At 68.8% G+C, this 24,223-nt stretch carries 19 protein-coding genes; 3 read left to right on the top strand and 16 right to left on the bottom strand.

What is annotated here, in order from left to right; all coding sequences use genetic code 11:
- Nucleotides 1-150 precede the first annotated feature (150 nt).
- From Q8W67_RS23775 to Q8W67_RS23805, 7 genes are all read right to left on the bottom strand, one after another.
- Nucleotides 151-2,295 carry a helicase-related protein gene (locus Q8W67_RS23775; protein ID WP_305550333.1) on the bottom strand — a complete coding sequence of 715 codons (2,145 nt, stop codon included), beginning with the start codon at nucleotides 2,293-2,295 and terminating at the stop codon, nucleotides 151-153.
- Between the two features lie 468 nt (nucleotides 2,296-2,763).
- The gene (locus Q8W67_RS23780) at nucleotides 2,764-4,494 is read right to left on the bottom strand and encodes an adenylate/guanylate cyclase domain-containing protein (RefSeq protein WP_305550334.1); all 1,731 of its coding nucleotides are present in this window, start codon (nucleotides 4,492-4,494) and stop codon (nucleotides 2,764-2,766) included.
- A gap of 715 nt (nucleotides 4,495-5,209) precedes the next feature.
- Nucleotides 5,210-7,459, bottom strand: coding sequence for a catalase/peroxidase HPI (gene katG / locus Q8W67_RS23785; RefSeq protein ID WP_370693944.1), 2,250 nt, complete (start codon nucleotides 7,457-7,459; stop codon nucleotides 5,210-5,212).
- 314 nt (nucleotides 7,460-7,773) lie between these two features.
- The gene (locus Q8W67_RS23790) at nucleotides 7,774-8,469 is read right to left on the bottom strand and encodes a VIT family protein (protein WP_305550336.1); all 696 of its coding nucleotides are present in this window, start codon (nucleotides 8,467-8,469) and stop codon (nucleotides 7,774-7,776) included.
- Between the two features lie 5 nt (nucleotides 8,470-8,474).
- Nucleotides 8,475-9,029, bottom strand: coding sequence for a cytochrome b (locus Q8W67_RS23795; RefSeq protein ID WP_305550337.1), 555 nt, complete (start codon nucleotides 9,027-9,029; stop codon nucleotides 8,475-8,477).
- Nucleotides 9,030-9,091: 62 nt separating this feature from the next.
- Complete coding sequence (locus Q8W67_RS23800; RefSeq protein ID WP_305550338.1) at nucleotides 9,092-9,898, bottom strand: DNA starvation/stationary phase protection protein; 807 nt, start codon at nucleotides 9,896-9,898, stop codon at nucleotides 9,092-9,094.
- 275 nt (nucleotides 9,899-10,173) lie between these two features.
- Entirely contained in the window at nucleotides 10,174-10,374 is a 201-nt protein-coding gene (locus tag Q8W67_RS23805) for an NAD(P)H-binding protein (RefSeq protein ID WP_305550339.1), read from the bottom strand.
- A 143-nt stretch (nucleotides 10,375-10,517) separates the two neighbouring features.
- Here Q8W67_RS23805 and Q8W67_RS23810 point away from each other — a divergent pair, with 143 nt between their 5' ends.
- Nucleotides 10,518-11,123, top strand: a complete 606-nt coding sequence (locus Q8W67_RS23810; protein WP_305550340.1) for a heme-binding protein — start codon at nucleotides 10,518-10,520, stop codon at nucleotides 11,121-11,123.
- A gap of 311 nt (nucleotides 11,124-11,434) precedes the next feature.
- On the opposite strand, the gene Q8W67_RS23815 is transcribed toward Q8W67_RS23810, so the two are convergent.
- From Q8W67_RS23815 to Q8W67_RS23830, 4 genes are all read right to left on the bottom strand, one after another.
- The gene (locus tag Q8W67_RS23815; RefSeq protein WP_305550341.1) at nucleotides 11,435-12,553 is read right to left on the bottom strand and encodes an alpha/beta fold hydrolase; all 1,119 of its coding nucleotides are present in this window, start codon (nucleotides 12,551-12,553) and stop codon (nucleotides 11,435-11,437) included.
- A 190-nt stretch (nucleotides 12,554-12,743) separates the two neighbouring features.
- Nucleotides 12,744-14,141, bottom strand: coding sequence for an MFS transporter (locus Q8W67_RS23820; RefSeq protein WP_305550342.1), 1,398 nt, complete (start codon nucleotides 14,139-14,141; stop codon nucleotides 12,744-12,746).
- Nucleotides 14,142-14,224: 83 nt separating this feature from the next.
- Complete coding sequence (locus Q8W67_RS23825) at nucleotides 14,225-15,754, bottom strand: aldehyde dehydrogenase (protein ID WP_305550343.1); 1,530 nt, start codon at nucleotides 15,752-15,754, stop codon at nucleotides 14,225-14,227.
- Between the two features lie 58 nt (nucleotides 15,755-15,812).
- Nucleotides 15,813-16,445, bottom strand: a complete 633-nt coding sequence (locus Q8W67_RS23830; protein WP_305550344.1) for a GntR family transcriptional regulator — start codon at nucleotides 16,443-16,445, stop codon at nucleotides 15,813-15,815.
- Between the two features lie 126 nt (nucleotides 16,446-16,571).
- Here Q8W67_RS23830 and Q8W67_RS23835 point away from each other — a divergent pair, with 126 nt between their 5' ends.
- Nucleotides 16,572-17,354, top strand: a complete 783-nt coding sequence (locus Q8W67_RS23835) for an alpha/beta fold hydrolase (RefSeq protein WP_305550345.1) — start codon at nucleotides 16,572-16,574, stop codon at nucleotides 17,352-17,354.
- A gap of 188 nt (nucleotides 17,355-17,542) precedes the next feature.
- On the opposite strand, the gene Q8W67_RS23840 is transcribed toward Q8W67_RS23835, so the two are convergent.
- From Q8W67_RS23840 to Q8W67_RS23860, 5 genes are all read right to left on the bottom strand, one after another.
- Nucleotides 17,543-17,917 carry a hypothetical protein gene (locus Q8W67_RS23840; protein ID WP_305550346.1) on the bottom strand — a complete coding sequence of 125 codons (375 nt, stop codon included), beginning with the start codon at nucleotides 17,915-17,917 and terminating at the stop codon, nucleotides 17,543-17,545.
- Nucleotides 17,918-18,146: 229 nt separating this feature from the next.
- Nucleotides 18,147-19,127, bottom strand: a complete 981-nt coding sequence (locus Q8W67_RS23845; protein WP_305550347.1) for an amidohydrolase family protein — start codon at nucleotides 19,125-19,127, stop codon at nucleotides 18,147-18,149.
- A 287-nt stretch (nucleotides 19,128-19,414) separates the two neighbouring features.
- Nucleotides 19,415-21,637, bottom strand: a complete 2,223-nt coding sequence (locus Q8W67_RS23850) for a molybdopterin cofactor-binding domain-containing protein (protein ID WP_305550348.1) — start codon at nucleotides 21,635-21,637, stop codon at nucleotides 19,415-19,417.
- A gap of 13 nt (nucleotides 21,638-21,650) precedes the next feature.
- On the bottom strand, nucleotides 21,651-22,121 hold the full coding sequence (locus Q8W67_RS23855; RefSeq protein WP_305550349.1) for a (2Fe-2S)-binding protein: 471 nt from the start codon (nucleotides 22,119-22,121) through the stop codon (nucleotides 21,651-21,653).
- Between the two features lie 568 nt (nucleotides 22,122-22,689).
- A complete protein-coding gene (locus tag Q8W67_RS23860; protein ID WP_305550350.1) occupies nucleotides 22,690-23,313 on the bottom strand; it encodes a cupin domain-containing protein in 624 nt (207 codons plus the stop codon).
- A 142-nt stretch (nucleotides 23,314-23,455) separates the two neighbouring features.
- Between Q8W67_RS23860 and Q8W67_RS23865 the strand changes: the two genes are divergently transcribed.
- On the top strand, nucleotides 23,456-24,223 hold the full coding sequence (locus Q8W67_RS23865; RefSeq protein ID WP_305550351.1) for an ABC transporter substrate-binding protein: 768 nt from the start codon (nucleotides 23,456-23,458) through the stop codon (nucleotides 24,221-24,223).

Consider the following 24,223-nt stretch of genomic DNA (forward strand, 5'->3'; position numbering starts at 1 on the left):
GTCAGGCTCATAACCTGAAGGTCACAGGTTCAAATCCTGTCCCCGCAACCAAACACACACACCAGACACCCGACACAACGCCGGCCCGCTCCAACAAGCGGGCCGGCGTTTGGCGTTCCGGGATCAGGGCCAAACCGAGATTGGCAGCCGTCAGCCCGCCCCGCTGGATCGGCGGCTCCGGCGTTCCGCTTTGCGGGTCGCTGTCTCCCGCAGGTGATGCTCGATGGCGTCGTTGGCGCGGCCGCGCATGTGCCGGATCGCCGCCACGTCGTCGAAGGTCTCGGGGAAGCGGCGCGACAGCCAGAGATACGCGCTCGCGAGCTTCACGGTCCGCTCCTGGTAGTCGAGTTCCCCGGTCAGGCTCGCCCGCAGCGCCGGAACCGTGGCGCCGGCGGCCCGGGCCTGGCTCCAGCGCTCCAGCATGCCCATGGCGATCGCGTCGCGCCGGTCGATGGGGCAGACCGAGAAGGCGAATTTCTCCTCGATCGGCAGCCTCGCCCGGTCGATGGTCCGGGCGACGTCGAGGACTTCCTCCAGGGCCGAGGGCTGGAACGGCGAGCCGGCGTAGAAGGTGGCGCGGGCGAAATGGGTCAGCACTTCGTAGAGGCTGTGGGTCCGCATCTCCTCGGCCACGGACCGGATCGCGCCGAGATCAGGGCGGACGAAGAAGCGCGTGTCGGCCGCGGGCGCGGTGGGGGCGCCCGCCAGCGCGGTCCGGATCGGCTCCAGCGCGGCGGAGTCCGCAGCCCCCACGTATCCGATGTCCTGGTGCCCGTAGCGGCCGGCGCGGCCGGCGATCTGCCGGATCTCGGAGTTGGTCAGGCCGCGCTCCTGGACGCCGTCCCACTTGCGCACCGCCGAGAAGACCACCCGCCTGAGCGGCCCCAGATTGAGCCCCATGCCGATGGCGTCGGTGGTCACCAGCACGTCGGCCTCGCCGGCGCGGAAGCGCGCGGCCTCGGCCCGGCGGACCTCCGGCGACAACGCCCCGTAGATGGTCGCCACCCGGTGCCCCTGCGCGACCAGGATCTCGCGATTCTCGTGGACGGCCCGCCGCGAGAAGGCCACCACCGCGTCGCCCGGCTCGATCTTCTCCAGGGGGACCGGCGCGTCCAGCAGCAGGAGCGGCGACTTGCGGGTGAACGGGATCACCTCCAGCGACTCGTTCGCAGCCTCGGCGGCGCGCCGGACATGCGATAGGGCGTCGTCGGAGCCGCACACGATCACGGTCCGTGCGGGGACGCCGAACAGCGCGTTGGTCCAGGCCCAGCCGCGGTCGGGATCCGACAGCATCTGGATCTCGTCGATCACCGCGACGTCGATTGGGCGCGTCAGGTCGGCGGTCTCGATGGTGCGGGCGGTGTGGGTCGGGTCGGGCTCGCCCAGCACCTCTTCGCCCGTGACCATGCCGGCCCGAAGCCCGCGCTCACGCAGGGCCTCGTAATTCTCCAGGGCCAGGAGTCGCAGCGGCGCCAGGTAGGTGCCGGTGGAGGCCGCGGTGAGCGCCTGCAGAGCCGCGTAGGTCTTGCCGGAATTGGTCGGCCCCATGTGGAACAGGATGCGCCGGTTCAGGCGTCGCGCGGCGCAGAACCGCTCGATATAGGCGCCGAAGCCGACCTGATCGCGCAGGCGGCGCAAGCGCGAGCCCTCGCTGGCCACCGCCTTGGCGCGCCGGCGCACGGGGGTCAGCGTGTCCGTCAGGGATCGAGGCAGCTTCGGGCCGTCTGTGAACACGCGCGAGCGCAGCGAGCGGTCCATATGGGCGAGATAGGCGGCCGCGTCGGCCCCGACCTCGCGCAGATCCTGGAGGATCTGCCCCCGCAGGCGGTCCACCGGCTTGCTCAGGGTGCGGGTCGCCTCAGCCGCACGCTCCGCCACGGCCCCGCGCAACGCCTCGATGCGGTGGGCCGGGTCGTTCCGGGCCGCCATGCGCTCCAGGATCTCGGCCGCTGCCGGATGCGGCGCGATGTCGATCCGCAGGTCCAGGCGGCCGTCGTCGAGCAGCGGGATCTCGGTCCGAATGCTCCAGGTGACCCGATGGTCCTTCGTCACCACGGCCTTGAGGGCGGGAACGGCCTTCCGGATCTCCGGAATCCCGGTCTCCGCGAAGGCCCGCGCCGCCTGCCGCGTGCGCAGGGCCTGGGCGACCCGCTCATCCGCGACCTCGGCTCCGAAGTCGGGCAGTTCGAGATCGGTGCGCAGCGTTTCCAGGTCGATGGCGTCCGGGGACAGCCCGAGCCGCGCGACGGCTTCGGCCAGGAATTCGATCGTCGGACGAAGACGCTTGCGCGCCATGAACTCACCTTCCGCAGCGGCGTCCGCCCGTCGTGCCCGACGCCGGAGCGAGATGCGGCGGGGTGAGCGGACTCGGAGGGGACGGCTCCCCTGTCCGTTCGCGCCGCGCCTCACGCCGACCCGGAGGCCGTCGAACGCGTTCCTGACTCGGGTCCATGCGCCAGGACGGTTCGGTGCGCCAGCCCCGGCGGAGGTCGGTGCGCGTCCCAGGGCCGCCAAGGCATGCGCCTGACGATACGCCAGAACCGCGATGTGATCCGCGCACCGGCGCCAAACCGGTCTCCACTTCGGCGGTGCGGGGTCCAACGGTGTCTATGCCGGTCCCGGACCGGACGGCGGGGGCATGATGGCGAAGGCGGTCCGATCGAACATCGGAGGCCAGTTGAAGGCCCTCCGTGCGGCGGCACCTGTCCTCCACCGGTCGCCGTCTCGCGATACCGCCGATCGCGCAGAAGCCGCCGCCGTCGATCAGAGGGTGCCCAGGGTGCTGACGCGAACCGGCTCGGACCGGCCTTCGACCGCGATCGCCCGGATCGCCAGCGGCGTGGCCTTGGCCGCCCGATAGACGGCTTCCGAGACGACTGCGATGCAGCCCAGGGCCTTGGTCAGGCCCTGCAGGCGCGCGGCGACGTTGACGGTGTCGCCGAGCGCGGTGAACCGGGCGTCCGTGGCATCGCCCATCTCGCCGACGATCGCCAGGCCGGCATGCACGCCGATGCCGTACCGGAGCGTGTGTTCCAGATCTGCGGCCAGCAGCTCGTTCAGGGTCGCGACGTGATCCGCGATGAGCGCGACCGCCCGCAGCGCATCGCGGGCCGCCGGCTCGGGATCGGTCTCCAGCCCGAACAGGGCCAGCAGCCCGTCGCCGAGGAACTGGTTGGTCGATCCGCCGGCCTCGCGCACGGCGTCGCCGACCGCGCTGAGGAAGCGGTTGATGATGAAGACCGTGTCGTAGGGCAGCCGCTCCTCGGCCAGCCGCGTCGAGCCGCGCAGATCGACGAACATCGCCACGATGAAGCGCTCCTCACCCGATTGCGCCCGGTCGAGCAGGTCCGCTTGGCGCATGCGCGGCTGCGGCGGGAACAACGGCACGACGGCGAGGTCGCTCTCGGGCCGGAACTGGCAGGCGAGGCGCACCCCCGGCCCCGCGGAGATGCGATCGAGGACGGCGCGCTCGGCCCGGCCGGCTGGGGGCGTCCCGTCGCTTCCGTCCAGCACGCGGATCCGGCAGGTCGAACACCGGCCGCGGCCACCGCAGACGCTGGCATGCGGGATCCTGTTGCGCCGGCTCGCCTCCAGCACGCTGGTGCCGCGCGGCACCCGGGCCACACGCCCGTCGGGATAGCTGAGCCGGATCGTGCCGCGCTTGATCTCCGCCAGGGTCCGGGCGCCCCGCGCCGCGATCACCGCGGCCACGAGGCCGGCATAGCTCATGAGCATCCCGTCCCGGATCGAGGCCAGCCGCGTCACCTGATCGGCCAGCCCGACATGGACGGGCTGGAGCGCCGCCGCACGCCAAGCCGGATCCCGCGCCAGGGCCGCGATCGCTCGGCCACCCTGCGCGAAGCCCAGGAGCGCCAGGACCGGGACCAGGACCGCGACGGCCAGCAGCCAGGGCGCCGCGCGCCCGAAGGCGGGCTTCAGCCGGAGCCAGAAATACAGGCCGGAGCAGCCGTGGATCCAGGCGACGATCAGCACCGCCGCCTGCATCAGGCCCAGATGCGGGGATGCCACCCAGAAGCTGTAGAGTTCCTGCGCGTAGCCCTTGTCGAGCCCCTCGGTGGCGAAGGCGATCCGGGTGCCCACGATGTGGCTGACCAGAAGCGGTGGGATCAGCAGGCCGGACACGAGTTGCACGGCTTCAGACGGGCGCCAGTGGAAGTAGCGGCCCGTGTAGAGGGCCTGGAGTCCGAGCAGGAGATGGACCAGGAGCGCGCCGTACAGGAGCGTCAGGCCCAGCGGATTGAGCCAGAGAGCCGAGACGGCGTCGAGGCCGTCCTCCATGGCGGCGAGGGAGACGTTGCCGAGCGCATGGTTGGCGAAGTGCGTCAGCACGTAGCCGAACAGAACGAGGCCGCTCCCCAGCCGGAGGCGTCGCAGGCTCAGGTGAGGCCGCGCCCGGGCGAGCGGGATGAGCGGGTCGGCCTTCGCGCCCTCGGCGGAGGATTGGAGCGTCGCGATCGGCGGTGTGCGCATCATGCTGGGAGATCCGGTGGGATCGGCCGCGGGCCCGCAACTGGGCGCCTCTCGTACCAGCAAAAGTCCTCTGCCGCGTCGGCTTTGTTTCTCTCCGCTGGCACTCTGAAGATATGAGCTGGGCCGATAGGATCGCCCACCGGGAGGCGCGGCACGGGGCCGAGCCCGTCCTATCCACGGAGGCGGCAGCGTTCGCGGTTCCTTCGAAGGAGATCCGGCCTCATTCGGCGAGAGAGTCCGGTCTCTCGGCCGATCGCGCGTTGATCTTGAGGAATGGGCGTATCGGCTTCGCTTCAGAACGCATCCGTACCGTGATGCGGTGTTTCGTGATGACAGTCAGTGGCTGGGGCGTAGGCTCAACAAGCGCCGCTGGACTGCTTCGTCCTCCGAGGATCTCGCCTTCGGCGTGTTCCTGACCCTGCTGCAGATCCAGGACCTCGGTTCCGTTCGTCGGCCGCGCGATGATGACGACGATCGCCCGGCGACTGATCTGCGATGCGCGCCGCCGCAGCGATCTCCAGCGGACCTACGAGGCCGAGTCGGCCTCGTAGGTCCGTGTGATCAGCCGCTACGAGGCGGTCCGGTCTCGAAATTGGTGGAGGGTCATTCGGATAGAGTCGCGGGCGCCTTCCGCGATCATGAACTCACGGAAGACGCCCGGTTTTCTTCAAGTCTTAAATTTTAGTGCATGGCTTAACAGAGGCCAAATTTTATTAGATTAGTGTGTTTTCACGTCGTAGCGATCGAGCATCATCACCTTATTCCAGACTTTCACGAAATCCTTCACAAATCGACCTTCGCCGTCGCTGCTCGCATAGACCTCGGCAACCGAGCGCAGTTGCTGGTTCGATCCGAACACCAAGTCGCAGCGGGTGGCGCTGAACTTCGCCTCACCGCTCTCGCGATCGACTAGCGTGAAGGTCATGCCCTTCTCGTCGGTCTTGCGCCATTCGAGATCGGTACTGGTCAGGTTGATGAAGAAGTCATTCGACAGGACCCCGGCCCGATCGGTGAAGATGCCGTGCTGCGACCCGTCGTGGTTGGCGCCGAGTGCGCGGAGGCCGCCCACCAGGGCAACCCATTCGGGCGCAGTGAGCGAGAGCAGGTATGCCTTGTCCAGGAAGAGCTCCTCGGGCGAGACGCGCGTGGAGATCGTCGCGAAGTCATCCGCCACGAAGTTGCGGAAACCGTCGACGACGGGCTTCAGCCACTCGAACATCTCGACGTCGGTCAGCTCCTGAGTCGTGTCGACGCGGCCGGGCGTGAAGGGAACGGTCACGTGGTGACCGCCATCGGCGAGGGCCTTCTCGACAGCCGCGCATCCGCCGAGCACGATGAGGTCGGCCAGCGACACCTTCTTGCCGCCGGGCTTCCCGTTGAACGCGTCGGCGACCTGGCGGAGCGCCGCGACGACCGGCACCGTCCGCCGGTTGATCGTCCAGTCCTTCTGTGGGGCGAGCGCGAGCCGACCGCCATTGGCGCCGCCGCGCTTGTCGCTGTCGCGATAGGTGGAAGCCGCTGAGAAGGCCGTGAAGGCGAGATCGGACACCGACAGGCCTGTCGCCATGATGTCCCGCTTCAGCGTGACGATGTCGCCCGCGTCGATCAAGTCGAAGTCACGCGGAGGGATCGGATCCTGCCACAGCAGATCGTCCTCGATCGTCACCTCCGGGCCGAGGTAACGCTCTTTGGGTCCCATGTCGCGGTGGGTCAGCTTATACCACGCCTTCGAGAAGGCGAGCGTGAACGCATCGAAGTCGTTGAGGAACTTCTCGCAGACCTTGCGATAGTCAGGGTCGACCTTCAACGCGATGTCGCTGGTCATCATCATCAGGCTGTTCATCTGGCCCGGGACATGAGCGTCGGGGGTCTTGGGCGCATTCGGATCCGAGGGCATCCATTGGCTCGCGCCCGCGGGGCTCTTGGTCTGCACCCAGTCGTACTTGAACAGGTTCTCCAGATAGGCATTGTCCCACTGCGTCGGGTTGGGCGTCCAGCTGCCCTCGATGCCGTTGGTCATCGTGTACTGCGCGAAGCCCGTGCCCTTCGGATTGTGCCATCCGAGCCCCATCGCCTCCATCGGCGCGATCTCGGGCGGCGGACCGACCTCGTCGGCGGTGACCATGCCATGGCTCTTGCCGAAGGCGTGGCCGCCCGCGATCAGGGCGACGGTCTCCTCGTCGTTCATCGCCATCCGGGTGAACGTGGTGCGGATGTCGCGCGCCGAGCCCATCGGATCCCCGTTGGCGTATGGACCCTCGGGGTTCACATAGATCAGCGCCTGATGCGAGGCGGCCAGCGGGTTTTCGAGATCGTAATCCGCATCGCCGTTCTTGCCGCGCCAGCGCTTGTCACGCGTGACCATGCTGTCGAACGATTTGACGTCCTGCGGATCCCAGATCTCGGGACCCCAATAGGTCGCGTTGTCCGCCTCCCACGCGTCGTGGCGTCCGCCACCGAAGCCGTAGGTCGGGAAGCCCATGATCTCGAGGGCGCAATTGCCGGTGAGGACCATCAGGTCCCCCCACGACAGGGCGTTCCCGTATTTCTGCTTGATCGGCCAGAGGAGCCGGCGCGACTTGTCGGTGTTGCCGTTGTCCCACCAGCTGTTGATCGGCGCGAAGCGCTGGAGCGCTTCGCCGGCACCGCCGCGACCATCCGCGATCCGGTAGGTGCCCGCCGCGTGCCACGCCATGCGGATCATCTGCGGGCCGTAATTGCCGTAATCCGACGGCCACCACGCCACCGAGGTGGTGAGGAAGGACTTGATGTCACGCTTGAGCGCCTCGAAGTCGAGCCGCTCGAACGCGGCCTTATAGTCGAAATCCTCGCCGAGCGGATTGGCTTGCGGTCCGTTCTGATGGAGGAGCTCGACCTTCAGTCGATTGGGATACCAATCCGAGAGCGCCGGAGGGGTGCCCACCGCGCCGCCAATCCGGTCTCCGCCAAAGGGACACTTGCCCTTCATCTCGAAGGTCTCGGTGTCGAGCTGGATGTCTTTCCTGTCGTTCACGTGCGTGTCCTTTAGAGTTTGAGTATCGATCTGTATTTTGGAATTCTTACGGCCATGGCGCCGATCTCTAGCTCGCGCTCAGGGTGTGGTCGTCGCCTTATGCGGGCAAGCAAAAGCCATGAGGTGGGGCCGAACCGATTGCGCTCGCAAGCCGGGCGATCACATAGGGCACCGCCTCAGCCGTTCCGTTCACATCTAGGGCAGAACCAAGCGACTGCGCCGCGTCGAATGCGTCTCCTATGCCGCAGCCGAAAAATTTGATCGACCGGTTAAACGACCTTGCCGACCAAATGCCCGATGCCGGCGGTGACCGCCATCGCCAAGGCGCCCCAGAACGCCACTCGCGCTGTCGCCCGCGGGATCGCGGCCCCGCCGACCTTCGCTCCGAGAGCACCGAGCACTGCCAGGAATACCAGGGAGGCCGCGGACACGAGGTAGACCACGAGGTTGGCAGGCGAGATCGCGGCCACGACCAGGGGCAGGGCCGCACCTGACGCGAAGGTTGCCGCAGAGGTCAGCGCCGCCTGGATCGGGCGTGCTGTCGTGAACGCGGAAATCCCGAGTTCGTCTCTGGCATGGGCACCGAGGGCGTCCTTCGCCATCAACTGGTCCGCGACCTTCAGGGCGAGGTCGTGGTCGAGGCCGCGCAAGACGTAGATCTGCGCAAGCTCCTCCCGTTCGGCCGCCGGGTCCTGTTCGAGCTCGCGGCGCTCCCGAGCGAGGTCAGCCCGCTCGGTATCGGACTGGGAGCTCACCGAGACATACTCGCCGGCTGCCATCGACATCGCCCCTGCCACGAGGCCGGCACAGCCTGCGACCAAGATCTCGTTGGAGGCAGCCGAGGACGCCGCCACCCCGACGATCAGGCTCGCCGTGGAAACGAGCCCGTCATTGGCACCGAGCACGGCGGCGCGCAGCCAGCCGATGCGCTCGATCAGGTGAATTTCCTTATGTATCCGTCGCATGGTCGTCAGTGCCTTCCAGCGGGGTCGGAGGAAGCGCGCGCGGGCAGGATGCGCCGCAGGACGCCGTCATGCCAGAGGTAGTGGTGGATGAGGGCGGCGGCGGCGTGGAAGAGCGCCACGGCCATCAGGATGTTGGCCGCGAGCCCATGCCAATGGGTCAGCGGCCGGCGCCAATCCGGGTCACCGAGCTGCGGCAGCGCGAGCGGTCCGACCAGTGTGACGCCGCGAACGAAGGCGTTGGCGATGCCGAGCCCGGCGATCAGGAGGAGCAGCAGGTACAGGGCGGCATGGGTCGCCTTGGCGAGCACGTGCAAGGGGCCGGGATCCTCGACCGGAAGTTGGCGTCCCCTCGTATGCCGCCAAGCCAGCAACGCGACGATGACACCGGTGAAGAGGAAGCCCAGGACGAAGTGGGCTGACCAGATCCCCGAGCGCAGCACGCCCTTGGGCACGATGTCTTCGAGGAAGGTGCCGATCAGCCAGAGGACCAGCACCAGCGTGGCCATCAGCCAGTGCAGCGTGACGGTGGCGTGGTCGTAGACGGCGTGTTGGCGCGGCATGCAGGATCCCGTCTGGGACGTTCGCGCCTGTACCGGGGCGGCGCAGGCGCGAACGAGAGGTGTCAGGGTTTGGACGGCGCCTGCGGCGACAGGTCGACGGGCTTGTTGTCGTTCAGGTCCCGTCCCGTGTTCGGGTCGGTGCGGGTGCGCTGGAGCTGGGCGCGCATCTGCCACTGGTACTTGGCGATGCCGTGCTCGACCTCCTGCAGCAGGTTCGACGTAGTCGGGTCAACGTCTTCCGTCGCCTTGATGGCTGCGTTCACCTCCTCGCCGACCCGCTTGTAGGCGTTGGTGAACCACGAGAGGATCTGGGCATCGTCGAGGAACCCGCCTGGGATCTCGGGAACGCCGGAGGTCTTCACGATGGTGTTGGCGCGCCCGTCCGCCGAAGATCCGACCGCGAGCAGGCGCTCGGCGATGGTGTCGGCGTACTTCGACAGGCCCTCGTAATGCTCCTGAAGCAGCAAGTGCAGCGGGTAGTACAGGGTGCCGGAAGCGTTCCAGTGGGCCTGTTTGGTCTGGAGCTGGAGCTGCTGCAATTCGGTCAGGGTCTGCTGAAGGGCGGCGACATCCTTCTCGACCGCATCTGGACCGCCGCCGAGATCGATGACCGGCTGGCCCGAGATCTCGTTGGTGGGGAAGGACCCGAGCGGTTGAGGGCTCGCGGCCCTGGTCTGCGAGGCGCCGCGGACATCGTCGGTCTTGATGGCGGAAGTGGGCTGGTCGGCTTGGGCGAGATCGATCCGCGAGAGGACCTTCATCGCGCTCGGGGCCGCCGGCGCAGGCACCGGCGAGCCATGGGCGAGTCCGGTCACCGGCATTGCCACGCTGACAAGGAGAACAGCGGAGCGGAGGGGGGCATGTTTCATCAGGGACCGATGTGACCGGAATCACTGCCTCGCCCGGGTGGGCGCCGCGGTCCTCAAGAACGGACCCGTCTTAGAATCGTTCAGGTCTAACAGGAATTTTAAGCTGACAGGGGCCCCTGCGTCGGGTGGAAGACTCGATCCGGCCCCGACGTGCGAGCCAGCCAGGCACGGTTGCACCACCGGTGGCCCAGGTGACCCCGGCGCACCATCCCGCCAGCACGTCGGTCGCCTCCGAGAACAGGGGCACCGGGCAGAGCAGGTTCTTGACGGGCACCCTACCAGCGCCCGGACACGACGTCGGCCGAGGCGAGGGCGGAGGCGACGGCGCCGGGATTCGCCGCGTCCCCTGCGAACCGCCCCAGACCGGGTCCCGACAGGGTCATTCTCGCGGCGGATCGAGCAAAGGCCCGCACGCGATGCCCGGCCGCGAGGGCCGCCTTCACGGTTTCCAGGCGGATGCCCTTGCTGGCACCCATGACGAGGATGTGTGCCAGGTGTGCCGAGCCGCGCGACAGGACCCGATGGGACGCGATCGCGCCATGCGGTCATCTGACCGACTGGAACGGCCGGCGGTGGTGGGCCTTAAGCGTCGGTAGGTCCCTCGTCGAACGCGGCCGCCATGGACAAGTTCATCTACTACCTCGTGACCCTGCTCGAGTCGGCGCTCTCGGTCGTCGGCATCCGTGCGACCTATGAGCAGCCGCGTTACGCGGTGGTCGAGCGGCTCGACCGCGGGGTCGAGATCCGAGCCTATGACGGGCGCGTGGCCGTGGAGACGGATGCGCGGGGACAAGGGGACAGCGAGGCCTTCGGGCGGCTGTTCCGGTACATCACCGGCGCCAACGTCGGCGGCGACCGGATCGCGATGACGGCCCCCGTCGAGACCGGAGGCCGCCTGATCGCGATGACGGTCCCGGTCGAGCAGGGCGCCGAAGGGACGATGCGGTTCTACCTTCCGCGGCAGGTCGCCGAGGCCGGCGCGCTGGAGCCGACCGAGGCCGGAGTCAGGCTCGTGCGAGTTCCTCCGGAACGGTTGGCGGTCCTCCGCTTCTCCGGCGGTGCATCGCCCGGGGCGAGGGAGGAGCAGATCAAGGTCCTGGAACAGGTATTGGACGCTGCCGGACGGAAGCCGGTGGGGGCTTCCTTCTTCATGGGGTACGATCCGCCTTTCGCGGTGCCCTTCCTGCGGAGAAACGAGGTTGCGGTGCGATTGCCGGCGCCGTGACCGGGAAGGACTGCATCCGGGGCTTTGACGCTCACTGGGTCGGGACAAGCATCTCGGAGTGCAATCCGTCTGGGTCGAGGGTGCGGTGGAAGCTGCCTGCTAGGCTACGCGCGGTGGTCTGCTCGGGCAGACGCTCGGCCTCGTCCTCGCGCGTGTGTTGATAGGCGTTGGCGGGTGACCCGCCGCGCGTAGCATTTTCAAGTCGGTACAATACCGATCTGCGGCGGAATCCCAACCCGGCGCACAATCTCAGGTGCAAGGATTGCATCGGCTGGTACGGTAGCACGGGTTGAATCGAAGGCGCCGCGGTCTCAGCGCCGGCGCGTCGTGGCGACGCTCTCGAGGAACGGGCGCACAGCTGCGTTCATGAAGTCGACGTCGGCCGCCTTGGCGGCGCTGCCGGCGGTGTGCCCCTGGACGGAGGGAATCGCGACCACGCTGGCGTCCGGGATATAGGCGCCGGCCTCGCGCGCCTCCGCGACGGGATTGTAGAGGTCGAGGTCGCCGCCGGTGATGATCAAGGTGCGGGCCTTGATGGCGGCAAGCGCCTTGAGGTGGTCGCCGCCGTACCCCGGTGTCTGGCCGACGTCGTGCCGGTCATAGGCCCAGGTCTGGGCGATCCAGTCGTTGGCGTCGAAGCCGGTCTTGAGCACCGCCTCCTCCTGCGACCGCATCCACGGCAGGATGTCGAGCGCGTGCGGAGCGATGCCGCGGAGCGCGTCCGGCGTGCGGGTGGCCAGGACCTGCAGGATGTCGGCGCGCAGCCGCCAGCCCAGCTCCGGTTGCGTCTCGTAGGCCCCGCCCTTGAACGCCGGGTCGAGCATCAGCGCCTTGCGGGTGGCCGCATTGACGGCGATCGACCAGGGCGCGGTGCGGGCCATCGGCGTGATCGCCACCAGCGCGTCCATCAGATCCGGATGGCTGACGCCCCATTGCAGGGCCTGCATCCCGCCCATCGAGGCGCCTGCGACCGCCACGAGGTGGGTGATGCCCAGGTGATCGAGGAGCAGCTTCTGGCTCGCCACCATGTCGCGGATGGAGAAGTGCGGGAAGGCTGTCCCGTGCTGGCTCGCGCTGTTGCTCGGACTGGTGGTCAGGCCGTTGCCGATCGCGTCGGTGGCGATGATGAAGTACTTGTCGGTATCGAGGGCCTTGCCCGGGCCGATCAGGAAATCGATCCTGTGGTGGTTGCCGCCGATCGCGGTCACCATCAGGATGGCGTTGGACTTGTCGGCGTTCAGCGTGCCGTGTGTGACGTAGGAGATCGCAAAGTCCCGGATTGCCTCCCCGCCCTCCAGGGGCAAGTCGCCGATGCGGTAGAGTTGATGGGGCGGCGCAGTCGGCCCGTGCGCCTGCGCGGTCGACAGGCTTGTCAGCGACAGGAGGGCGGCGAAGGCACAGACCCTCGCTCCGGCACGGCGTAGCCTCATCCGTCTGCTCCCTGTGTGCGATTTCGCTGACCGCTTGGTTCATCGTGCGGGGACGCAGTCGCGGTCGGTGACGGTATCCTCGCCCCGCCCGCGATAGCCGGCCCGTTGAAGGCGGCGCCGCGATGCGGGCGTCGATCGGTAGCGCGGACCGAACCTCTGCGCACCGTGCAATCTCGCCAGCCAGCCGGGGTCAGACGAGGGGCCGGGGAAGCGGATCCCGCGCCGTGGCCTCGCCCGCCGGGACGATCCCGGCCTCCAGGCTCTCGAGGCTCTGGCTGCGCGGCTCGACGCCGAACAGCGCCACCGCGGCGATCTGCACGGCGAGCAGCCCGATCATCAGGCCGGTCACGCCCGCGATGCCGTAGGTCTCGAACAGGGTGACGACCAGGAAGGGCGTCACGATGGTGGCCCCGCGGCCGACCGTGTTGCACAGGCCGGAGGCCCGCAGCCGCACCTCGGTCGGGAAGAGTTCGGGGATGTAGATCCCGAACAGCAGTGCCACGAGCACGTAGATCGGCACCGTCAGGCCGAAGCCAACCAGCGGCAGCAGGACCGGATCCAGGGTCATCGGGTAGAGGATGCCGAACACGATGGCCGTCGCCGAGGCTCCGATGATCGTCGGCTTGCGGCCCCAGCGGTCGGCGGTCAGCGCGCCGATCGCGCTGCCCACCGGCGCCCCGAGTCCCATCAGCAGCGCGTAGCCGAAGGAGGTCGCCACGCTCAGGCCCTGCCGGATGAAGAAGGTCGGCAGCCACGTCACGAAGCCGTAGAGTAGCGTGTTGATCACCACGAGGCACAGGCAGCCGAGCAGGAGCCGCGACAGCAGCGGCGGGCGGAACAGCGCGCCCAGGCCGAGTTGCACGGCCGGTGCCATGGCGGCGGCCGGCGGCAGGGCCGCCCCGCGGCTCGCCTCGGCCTCGATCGCCCGCATCAACGCTTCAGCCTCGGCGTGGCGCCCGACCGCTTCGAGCCAGCGCGGCGACTCGGGCAGGCTCTTGCGCGCGTACCAGACGGCCAACGCCCCGAACCCGCCGAGGGCGAACATCGCCCGCCAGCCGAAGGCCGGGATCACGAAATAGCCGAGCAGGGAGGCCGCGGGCAGGCCCGTGACCACGAACACCGCCATCAGGCCGAGGAAGCGCCCGCGCGAGCGCGCCGGCACGAACTCGGTCATGGTCGAGTAGCCCACCACGTTCTCGGCCCCGAGCCCCACGCCCATGACGAAGCGCAGGATGATCAGGACGGTCATGTTCGGGGCGAACGCCGCGCCGAGGGCGGCGAGCCCGAACACGAGCAGGTTGGCCTGATAGGTGAACCGCCGGCCGTAGCGGTCGCCGAAGAAGCCCGTGAGGAACGAGCCGGCCATCATCCCCACGAAGGTCGCCGAGACGAACCACGCATTCTGCGGCAGGGTCGAGAAGCCGCTCTTCAGGGTCGCGCCGAGCACAGTGGCGGCGATGTAGATGTCGAAGCCGTCGAAGAACATCCCGATCCCGATCAGCCACATGATGCGGCGATGGAACGGGCCGATCGGGAGACGATCGAGGCGGCCTCCGGCGTTGACAGCCGGGCTCACGGACTCGGGCATGGGGCGTTTCCTTCCGCGGGTGCAGGGCCGGCGCGGAAGGGGTCCGTCTGGCGCGGACCTCTCACCCCCCGCGCCGTCGTCGGTCAGTTCAGGCGGCGCTGGCCGGCCGTGTCGCGGTACCAGTCGAAGGGACCGTCGCCGGTCGCCAGCATGATGCTCTTCACGTCGAAATGGTCGTTGAAGCTCTCGATGCCGCATTCGCGGCCGAGGCCGCTGTCGCCGACACCGCCCCAGGGGGAGGCCGGGTCGAGGCGGTGGTGGTCGTTGATCCAGACGATGCCGGCCTTGACCGCATGTGCGACCCGGTGGGCCCGGGCGACGTCGCGGGTGCGCACGGCCGCGGCCAAGCCGAAGGGCGAGTCGTTGGCGAGCCTGAGGGCGTCGGCCTCGTCCTCGAAGCGGGTGACGCTGGTGAACGGCCCGAACACCTCCTCCTGGAAGATGCGCATATCCGAGCGCACGTCGGCAAAGACGGTGGGTTCCACGAAATAGCCGCCCTCGAAGCCCGGCACCTGCGCGGCCCGCCCCCCGGCCACCGCGCGGGCGCCCTCGTCGCGGCCGTAGCCGGCATAGGCCAGCACCCGCTCGCGCTGGCGCTCGGAGATGACGGGCCCGAGTTGGGTCGCCGGATCGAAGGGGTCGCCGAGGCGGATCGAGGCGGTCTTGGCGGCGAGCCGCTCCACGAACTCGTCGTAGATCGAGGCCTGGACGATATGGCGGCTGCCGCAGACGCAGGTCTGGCCGGCGCCGATGAAGGCGCCGAAGGCCGCGTAGTTCACCGCCCGCTCGACGTCGAAATCCTCGAACACCATCACGGGCGTCTTGCCGCCGAGCTCCATGGTCTGATGGGCGAAGACCTTCGCTGCCGCCGAACCCGCCAAGCGGCCGGCCTCGGTGCCGCCGGTGAGCACCAGCTTGTTGATGTCGCGGTGCTCGGCGAGCGCCTTGCCGGTCGAGGCGCCGAGGCCGAGGACGATGTTGAATACGCCGGGCGGCAGGCCGGCCTCGGTGAAGATCTGCGCGAGCTTCAGCGTCGTGAGCGGGGTGTACTCGGAGGGCTTGACCACCGTGGTGCAGCCGGTGGCGAGCACGACGGCCAGCGACTTGCACAGGATCATCAGCGGGTGGTTGAACGGCGTGCAGTTGGCCACCACCCCGATCGGGGTGCGCCGCGTGTAGTTGAGGTAATTGCCCTCGACCGGGATCACGTCGTCGCGCCGCGCGAGCGCCACGCCCGCGAAGTAGCGGAAGAAGTCCGGCAGCCGCGAGAGCTGAGCCCGGGTCTCGTTGACGGGCCGGCCGTTGTTGGTGGTCTCCAGGCGGTAGAGCGCGTCGAGGTTGGCCTCGAACGCGTCCGCCAAGCGGTTCACGAGGCGAGCGCGGGCACGCACGTCCATGCCGCCCCACGCCCGGCCCTCGAAGGCGGCGCGGGCCGAGCGCATCGCGCGGTCGACGTCGGCCGGACCCGAGTTCGGGATGCGCGCGATGACCGCGCCCGTGGCCGGATTGCGCACGTCGATCAGCGTACCGTCACCGGCCTCGATCTCGCGCCCGTCGATGAAGTTGCCCCGGGTCTCGACCGGGGTGTCGGGCGAGGGCTCGCGCAGGATCATGGTGTCACTCCCGTGTGTCGTGCCGCGCGCCGGTGGGTTCCGACGTCGCGAGAATGCCTCAGAGGACGACCGCGCTGCGCTCCAGCGCGGTCAGGATGCGTCGCTCGGCCTGCGCGACGTGCTCGCGCACGAGGCGCTTGGCGCCGCGCCCGTCGCGGCGCTGGAGCGCGTCGATGATGCTCGCGTGCTCGGCCACCAGCTGGGCCGGGTCGCGTCCGCGGATGCCCTCCAGGCTGACGCGCACGAGACGATCAGCCTGCTCGACGAGGTCGCGCACAGTCGCGGCCATGCGCCGGTTGCCCGAGGCCTCGGCGAGCGCGATGTGGAAAGCGCGATTGTCCGCGATGAAATCGGCGCCCTCGGGCGCGATACGGAAGGCGTCGAGGGCCGCTAGCACCGCCCCGGGCGCGTTGGCGGCGGCCTCCGCGGCGCAGGCCGGCTCGAGCGCGAGGCGCATGCGCAGCAGATCGCGTGCATCTGCAACCGAAATCGCGTTGATCTGATATCCCTGCCGGGCATGAACTGTCACCAAGCGCTCGCGCTCCAGCCGCAGCAGCGCTTCGCGGACAGGTTGCCGGCTGACAGCATAGCGCTCGGCCAACTCCTGCTCTCGCACGTCTGCGCCTGGACGCAGGACGCAGGCGAGGATGTCGGCGCGGATCGCCGCGTAGATGTTGTCCCGGAGCAGCACGAATGGCCTCGTTGAGTCGCGCCATGCTGCCATTCGTGAAATATCACGTCAACTGGGTTGCGGTCATGCGAGCGCGATGCGACAGCGGATCGAAGCTGTCGATTGAGGCGCGTGTGGGAGGTCGGGATGCAATCGATGTTCGTGGACGGGCGTGTGGCGGTGACCGCGTCCGGCGACGGCAGGCCGCTGGTGCTGCTGCACTCGCTCCTGGCCGATGCTGCGAGCTTCGACCGGGTCATCCCGGCGCTTGCGCGGGACTTCCGCGTACTGGTTCCGGACCTGCCCGGCTTCGGCGGCTCCGCACCCGCACCGGACGGGCTGGAGGCTGTCGCCGACCGGGTGGCGCTGGCCGTGCGCGAGGCGACCGGCGGGCGACCGGCGGCCGGGCTCGGTAACGGCTACGGCGGCTTCGTGTTGCTGCTTTGCGCCCTACGCCACCCCGACCTGTTCGACCGTCTCGTCTTCGCGGATTGCGGCGCCTGCTTCTCCGAGCCGGGCCGGGAGGCGTTTCGCGGCATGGCGCGGGCGGCGCGCGAGAAGGGGCTTGCGGCGATCGCCGACACGGCGATGCGGCGCCTGTTCGCGCCCGCGTTCCAGGCGGCGCACCCGGCGTTGATGACCGAGCGGCGGGCCGCCTTCCTGCGCACCGACATCGATGTGTTTCAGGCCGCCTGCGCGGCACTGGCCGGCCTCGACCTGCGCGCTCGCCTGTCCGATGTCCGCGCGCCGGCCCTCGTGCTGGTCGGCGAGCACGACGAGGCGACCCCGCCGGCCATGGCGCGCGAACTCGCCGCCGGGCTACCGGATGCCCGGTTCGTGATGCTGCCGGACTGTGCTCACGTCCCGCAACTGCAGGCCCCCGAGACCTTCGCCCGGGAGGTCATCGCGTTTCTTCGGCCAGTGCCGTGAGCTGCAGGGACGCGCAACGCGTTCGGGCTCATCGGCATGGCGGCCAAACGCACGGGCGAGGCGGCATGATGATGAAGACGGCGCTCGTGACCCGCCGGGAAACGTCGGCCTGCCGACGCGTGGCGCCGGTCCCCGCGCCTGGGCGCTCTTCTACACCGTGGCTCAGAGCTTTACCCGATCGAAGCGGATCATCGGCGGCGTCGCCCGAGACGCGACAGGCCGGGCAGGAAATCGGGATCGGTCAGCGCTGCCGCCAGCACCGCGAAGAGGCCGAGATGCAGGCCCGCCGCCGCGAATTGAAGGTTATGGAGCGACCACATCCCGATCGCGCCCGCTGCCATGAGCGGCGGACCCACGACGTAGATCGGTGTCCGCCACGGGCCGGCAGGCCGAGCGAGGCGCCAGAAACAGCCGGCGAGCGCCGCGAGCGCGAACCCGCCCTTGATCAGCGCCATGAAGCGGATGACCCGCACGAGATCGGGATCGACGGTCGCAGTCGGAGCCCGCGCAACCGCGACGCAGACACTGAGGACGGCGACGGCCGTCAGCAGGGAGAGGGTCATGCGGGTGGGCCGCGATCTGTCGGCTGCGCGATCGGCCGAGGCCGGCCTGCCTATCCGCGCCTGAAGCTGCATATGCCTTCTCCCGTATGAGCGACAATGTGAGAGCGATCTCCGCCATCGGCAGCACACAGACATTCGTGTTGTGCGGCAGGGTGGCGGTCGATCGCGCTCAGCGCCCCGAGGCCGTGCCGGTCATGGACAGGGACGGTCCGGAGCGATCGATCTTCGCTCAGAAGTCGTAGAGCTGCTTCGGATTGTCGACAAGGATCCTGTCCCGGGTCGCGCGCTCGGGCACCCACGCGGCGAGGAGGTCAAGCAGGCGGCCGTCATCGACGTCCTGGGCGGGCGCGAGATCCGTCGGCTTGCGGCCAGGTCGCGGCGTGCTGTCCGGGTGCGGCCAGTCGCTGCCCCAGACGAGCCGCTCCGGGTTCGCCGCGACGAGGGCCCGCGCCAGCGGCACCACGTCGGGGTAGTCGGGCGCTCTGTCCGACGCGCGGTAGGCTCCCGACAGCTTCACCCAGGCCTTGCCGCCGCGCACGAGGTCGAGCACGTCACCGAAGCCCGGCTGATCGGGCCCGCGGGCCGCCTGTGCGCCAGCGAAGTGATCGAACACCACGGGCACCGGCAGGGCGGATAATTGCTGCTTCAGCGGGGCGATGACCGACAGGCGGGAGTAGACCTGCAGGTGCCATGGCCGCTGCCCGATCTGCTGGACGGCGCTCTCCAGGGCACTGGCCGAGGCTGCAGGGTCGAACACGCCAGCCTGCTCCAGGTTGACCCGGATGCCGCGGATGCCGGCCTTGACCAGCGCGTCGAGCTCGGCCGTGCTGGTCCCCGGCCCGATCACCGCGACGCCGCGGGCGCGATGGGGGCCGAGAAGGCGCAGACCGTCGAGCGTGGCCGCGTTGTCCGTGCCATAGACGCTCGGCGTCACGATCACCACGCGGTCGAGCTTGAGCGCGTGCTGGAGGGCGAGCAGACTGTCCGGCGGGTCGACCGGCGGAGTGTAGGCGCGCCCGTCCCAGAACGGGAACTTGGCCGGATCGGGTATGACGTGGACGTGGCAGTCGCACGCGCCCGGCGGCACCTGGAACGTGACCGGTGTCTTCACGGTCTGAGCATGGGCTTCAGCCGCAGCCCGCGCCGTCTTGTCGGTCAGGGCGAGGCCGTTGACGACGGCGAGCGCGAGTGTCTGCCTGCGTGACAGCATGGCGGGCTTCCTCCGGATCTGCAGGCGGCCTTCTGCGGGCGCCCCGGTCGGATCGGATCACCCGGACGCCGCGAGCGCAAGCCGGGCATGCCGGCATCGCGCGTTCGAGACGCGATGCCGGCATGCCGCGGGGTCAGGAGCTTGCCGAACTGCTCCGGCACCGGACGAGTCGATCGTCGAGGGGAGCGCGAGCAGCCTCAAGCCGTGAGGCAAGGGGTAGGTCAAGCGCGGGCCGCGCAAGCGACGCGTCGAGGCAACCCCGATCGGGGGCCTCTCCCGTCCGCCTGTCAGGTGCCATGAAGCGCCGCCTTCACCTTGGTCGGCGTGAACGGTACCGACCGCAGACGGGCTCCCGTCGCGTCGAAGATCGCATTCGAGATCGCCGCAGGCACGATGGCCGCGGACGGCTCACCGGCACCCCACGGCTTCTCGGTCGGCCGATCGATCAGATCGATCACCACCTCGGGCACGTCCGGGAAGGTAAGGATCGGGTAGCTCGACCAGTCCAGGCTGGTGACGGCGCCTCGGTCGAACGTGACCTCCTCCATCAGCACCCGACTGACAGTCTGGATGACGTTGCCGTCGAGCTGGTTGCGAACGCCGTCCGGGTTGATGATCTGCCCGCAATCCTGGACTACGAAGAAGCGCGGCACCCGGACCTGCCCACTGCTGAGGTTGACCTCGACCTCGGCTACACCCGCGACGTAGGTGCGGTTCAGCTCGTACTTGACGTAGGAGATGCCGCGCCCGCGCAGAACATCGCCCGAGGCGTCTTTCACCGGCGAGGGCCGGGCCTGCCACTTGGCGATCTCTGCAACCCGCTTCAGCACCTCGATGCCGCGCGGGTCCTTGAGCGCGCGCAGGCGGTACTCCAGCGGGTCGGCGCTCGCCGCCGCCGCACACTCGTCGAGGAAGGCCTCGTTGGCGTAGGTGTTCTGCATCCGGCCCGGCGTGCGGATCCAGGAGGGGCGGAGCGGCGTCGACACCAGACGATGGCAGACCGTGCGCACGTTCGGGAAAGCATAGGGCAAAGCCGAGTTGCCGATGATGTTGCCCGGCGCCATCGAGGTCTCGTGCGGCAGATCGGCCAGGGAGGCCGCCACGAGCGGCACGCTGCCCGCCACGCCGTCCGGGATGTGGAACTGCGAGGACCAAGCGGCGACGTTGCCCTGCTGATCGAGCCCGGCCTTCAGGTCGATCAGGGTCGGTGGCCCCTTCGGATCCCAGCCGTGCTCGTCCGCTCGCGACCACTGGACCCGTACGGGGCGGCCCAGCGCACGGGCGAGGAGCGCCGCGTCGCCCGCCGCGTCCTCATGGCCGTTGCGGCCGTAGCAGCCCGCGCCCTCCACGTAGATGCAGCGCACCGCCTCCGGGGCGATCCCGGTCATCGCGGCGAGCTGCTTACGCAGGGCGTGCGTCGCCTGCGAGGCGGTCCAGCAGGTGAGCAGCCCGTCCTTGAGTTCCGCGATCGCGCAGGATGGCCCGATCGAGCCGTGGGTGTGGATGGCGAAGTCGTACGTGGCCTCCAGCGTCCGGGCGGCTTGGCCGAGTGCCGTCTCGGCATCGCCCGTGCTGCTCGTCACGTCGTCCTTGCTCACCTTCGTGGCGCGCACGTGCTGCCAGAGCTTGCCCTGCTCCGGCAGGCCTTCCCATTTGGACCACGTCGTCTTGAGCTGCCCGGCCGCCTTCACGGCCGCCCACTCCTTCTCGGCGACAACGGCCAGGAAGTTGCCCTGACGCACCACCTTGATCAGGCCCGGAATGTTCGCGACCGACGCCTCGTCCACGCTCTGCAGATCCGCACCGATTGCCGGGGGACGGACCACGCGGGCGTGCACCATGCCGGGCACGCGATAATCCTGCATGTAGGTAAAGCGAGCGGTCACCTTCTCGGGGATGTCGATCCGAGCCACCGACTTCCCGACGAGGGCGAAGGTCGCCGGATCCTTGGTCGTGACGGCCGGGTCGACCTTCAGGTCTAGGCGTCCGTCCTTCACGAGTTCGGCGTAAGAGATACCTTTCCCGCCGGCCTTTGGCCGCACGATGCCGTTCTCGCTCACCAATGCATCGGCCGGCACGCCGAGCCGCTCGCTCGCGATCTGCATGAGGCGGGCGCGGGCGGTCGCCGCCGCTTGCCGGATCTCGGCACCCCCCTTCTGGATCGAGAGGCTGCCGTAGGTCGGGCCCTGATCGGGGGTCAGCGCCGTGTCGCCCTGGACGATGGTCACGCGGTCGAGCGGTAGGTCGAGCTCCTCGGCCGCGATCTGCGCCATCGCGGTCTCAACGCCGGTGCCGAGATCGACCTTGCCGGAAAAGATCGTGGCGCGCCCGTCAGCCCCGAGGGCCAGGAAGCTGTCGACCTGATCCGGGGCAACGGGCTTCGAGAAGCCGTTGGTCGCGACCGGCGCGAAGGTCTGCGCGAGGGCGCCGCGACCGGACAGCGAGAAGCCGACCACGAGGGCGCCGCCCTGGAGGAGCAGGTTGCGGCGTGAGAGAAGGGGCGCGTTCATGGCAATAACCTCCTCAGAGCGTGCCGGCGGCGCGCTGGACGGCGCGCACGATCCGCAGATGGGTGCCGCAGCGGCAGAGGTTCTGGGCCAGCGCCTGCCGGATCGCGGCCGCGTCGGGCTTCGGAGTCTCATTGAGGAGGGCGGCCGACTGCATGATCATGCCGTTGATGCAGTAGCCGCACTGCGCAGCCTGCTCGGCGATGAAGGCGGCCTGCACCGGGTGCGGCTTGTCCGGGCTGCCGAGGCCCTCGAGGGTTACGATCTTGGCGCCCGCCTTCAGGCCGGATACCGGCGTGATGCAGGAGCGCACGGCCTGCCCGTCAACGTGTACCGTGCAGGCGCCGCACTGGCCGAGACCGCAGCCGAAGCGCGGGCCATGCAGGCCGAGTTCGTCGCGAAGCACGTAGAGGAGCGGCGTGTCCGGGTCGTCCACGTTCACCGGGGCCGCTCGCCCGTTCACATCCAGCGACATTTGCTGCGCCATCGGGCGTCTCCCTGGAACCATTCTGGTGTACGGCCTATACCCGGCGCAGGTCCGGAGCAACGCGACGGCGTGACAGCGGCCATCCCTTTGCTGCGCGTGACCGTGTTTTGCCGAGCTCCATCGAGGAGGCTCCATGGCCTCCCCAAGCCATAGACGGTCCGCCCTCTCCCTCGCCCTGGCCGCCGGACATGCGGGTCCGCCGAGCCGATTGCGCAGGACTGGCCAGGGCCTTCGCGGCAGCCATTGCGGACACATACGGCTCATCGCAGGAGCGGACGGCGACCCTGCCGATTTGGCACCGCACTGGGCCGTGGATCCGAACCGCGGTGCACAACGTCGGAGCCGAGCACGACTGTCCGGCCCAGCACGGCGACGTGCTGGAACAGAGCCTGCCCCACAAGGTGCCACATAACACGGCAGCTTTTGGGCGAGCCTTTGAACGAAGCGGACGCCGTGTTTCGCCGGACTTGATCCGAGCTGATCTTTGGGCGTGTTGGTTGTCGTATTCCAAGCGGACTTGAATTTCTCGTCGGCCTCATAAGAAATCAGTCTTTGAGCATGCGATTGGTCAAGAATTCTCCGGTCGAGATACCCCAAGCACGTTGACCCACAGGACGACTGTTCGATTGCGGGAGGCGGGATTGCTGAAGCGGTGCGGCCGGCGGCTCTCGAAACGAAAACTGTCCCCTTCGGAGAGCTGCAGCGTACGCGCCTCGACGACGAGGGTCAGCCGTCCCTCCAGAACAAGGCCAGCCTCCTCGCCATCGTGGCTGAACGGTTCGTCGCCGGTGCTGGCACCGGGCTTCAGGACCAGGTGAAACAGGCTCATGCCCTGTGTTCCGCCGGGCGGCGTGAGCAATTGTTTGGTGATGCCGGCACGCCAGAGTTGAAGCTCCGGCCGATCCTTCTCAAACACGACGATCGGGTCCGGGTCGGGCTCGCTCGGAGAAGGCTCGAACAGGCCCGCGATTCCGATCTGCAGCGTGTCCGCAAGAAGGGCGAGCACCCGGAGGGACGGCGAGGACAAGCCACGCTCGACTTGGCTGAGGAAGCCGATCGACAGACCGGTGCCGGACGCGATCGCCTCCAGCGAGAGGCCTCGTGCCCGCCTCAAGGTGCGAAGGCGCTGCCCCACAGCCCGATCGACCGGGTCCGCACCAATCTCGTCGCTTCTGCGGATGCTCACCGCCACGCCATCCTGCCGTTCTCCCAGTCCTTCATGCACGTGAAATCCACTTGCGTCGACTGGAGAACCATGCGGTATTCTTCATCAGCATGAAACCAGGGCGGCCTCCGAGCCGCGTCACGCCATGCCGGAACCGTGGAGCCGCGCGATGAGAAGCATGTTTCCGAGCCTGTGCCTGGCCCTCGCCCTCTTGGTCGCCGGTCCGGCGCGGGCCGAGCCGACGCTGCGCGTGGGTGCCACGCCGACCGGGCTGCCCTTCACCTTTCTCGACACCAAAACCAACACGATCCAGGGTGTGATGGTCGACCTCGTCAACGCGGTCGGCAAGGAGGCGGGCTTCGCGGTGGCGGTTGAGCCGCTGCAGTTCTCGACTCTGATTCCGGCTCTGACCGCCTCGAAGATCGACATCATCTCGGCGGCGATGTTCATCACACCCCAGCGCAAGGAGGTCGTGGCCTTTTCCGCGCCCGTCTACAGCTATGGCGAGGGGCTGATCGTCCCGAAGACCGACACGAAGGACTATGCATCCTTCGCCGACCTGAAGGGCGAGACCGTCGGTGCCCAGGTCGGCACCGCCTTCGTCGAGCCGCTCAAGAAGTCTGGCCTGTTCGCCGATGTGAAGATCTACGACACGATCCCCGACATCATCCGCGACGTGAATTCCGGGCGGCTGAAGGCCGGCTTCGCCGACGCGCCGATCCTCGCCTACTACGTCAAGCAGGGCGTGTTCCCCGGCGTGCGGCTGGTCGAGACCCTGAAGCCGACCGTCGTCGCCTCGGTGGGCCTCAGCGTGCGCAAGGCCGATTCCGAACTGCTCGCCAAGATCGACGCGGCGCTCGCCAAGCTGAAGGCGGACGGGACGCTCCAGAAGATCCTCACCAAGTGGGGGCTGCCGCCCTCGGCCGATCGCCCGTGA

It is taken from the genome of Methylobacterium sp. NEAU K (assembly GCF_030700285.1).
Classification (GTDB): domain Bacteria; phylum Pseudomonadota; class Alphaproteobacteria; order Rhizobiales; family Beijerinckiaceae; genus Methylobacterium.

Bases quoted from the DNA above. Each gene is read 5' to 3' on its own strand.
- Q8W67_RS23865 (WP_305550351.1), top strand. From the start codon at position 23,456: ATGAGAAGCATGTTTCCGAGCCTGTGCCTGGCCCTCGCCCTCTTGGTC.
- Q8W67_RS23825 (WP_305550343.1), bottom strand. From the start codon at position 15,754: ATGATCCTGCGCGAGCCCTCGCCCGACACCCCGGTCGAGACCCGGGGC.
- Q8W67_RS23775 (WP_305550333.1), bottom strand. From the start codon at position 2,295: ATGGCGCGCAAGCGTCTTCGTCCGACGATCGAATTCCTGGCCGAAGCC.
- katG (WP_370693944.1), bottom strand. From the start codon at position 7,459: ATGAAGGGCAAGTGTCCCTTTGGCGGAGACCGGATTGGCGGCGCGGTG.
- Q8W67_RS23810 (WP_305550340.1), top strand. From the start codon at position 10,518: ATGGACAAGTTCATCTACTACCTCGTGACCCTGCTCGAGTCGGCGCTC.
- Q8W67_RS23840 (WP_305550346.1), bottom strand. From the start codon at position 17,917: ATGACCCTCTCCCTGCTGACGGCCGTCGCCGTCCTCAGTGTCTGCGTC.
- Q8W67_RS23835 (WP_305550345.1), top strand. From the start codon at position 16,572: ATGCAATCGATGTTCGTGGACGGGCGTGTGGCGGTGACCGCGTCCGGC.
- Q8W67_RS23790 (WP_305550336.1), bottom strand. From the start codon at position 8,469: ATGCGACGGATACATAAGGAAATTCACCTGATCGAGCGCATCGGCTGG.
- Q8W67_RS23850 (WP_305550348.1), bottom strand. From the start codon at position 21,637: ATGAACGCGCCCCTTCTCTCACGCCGCAACCTGCTCCTCCAGGGCGGC.
- Q8W67_RS23855 (WP_305550349.1), bottom strand. From the start codon at position 22,121: ATGGCGCAGCAAATGTCGCTGGATGTGAACGGGCGAGCGGCCCCGGTG.
- Q8W67_RS23780 (WP_305550334.1), bottom strand. From the start codon at position 4,494: ATGATGCGCACACCGCCGATCGCGACGCTCCAATCCTCCGCCGAGGGC.
- Q8W67_RS23800 (WP_305550338.1), bottom strand. From the start codon at position 9,898: ATGAAACATGCCCCCCTCCGCTCCGCTGTTCTCCTTGTCAGCGTGGCA.
- Q8W67_RS23795 (WP_305550337.1), bottom strand. From the start codon at position 9,029: ATGCCGCGCCAACACGCCGTCTACGACCACGCCACCGTCACGCTGCAC.
- Q8W67_RS23820 (WP_305550342.1), bottom strand. From the start codon at position 14,141: ATGCCCGAGTCCGTGAGCCCGGCTGTCAACGCCGGAGGCCGCCTCGAT.
- Q8W67_RS23815 (WP_305550341.1), bottom strand. From the start codon at position 12,553: ATGAGGCTACGCCGTGCCGGAGCGAGGGTCTGTGCCTTCGCCGCCCTC.
- Q8W67_RS23805 (WP_305550339.1), bottom strand. From the start codon at position 10,374: ATGGGTGCCAGCAAGGGCATCCGCCTGGAAACCGTGAAGGCGGCCCTC.
- Q8W67_RS23845 (WP_305550347.1), bottom strand. From the start codon at position 19,127: ATGCTGTCACGCAGGCAGACACTCGCGCTCGCCGTCGTCAACGGCCTC.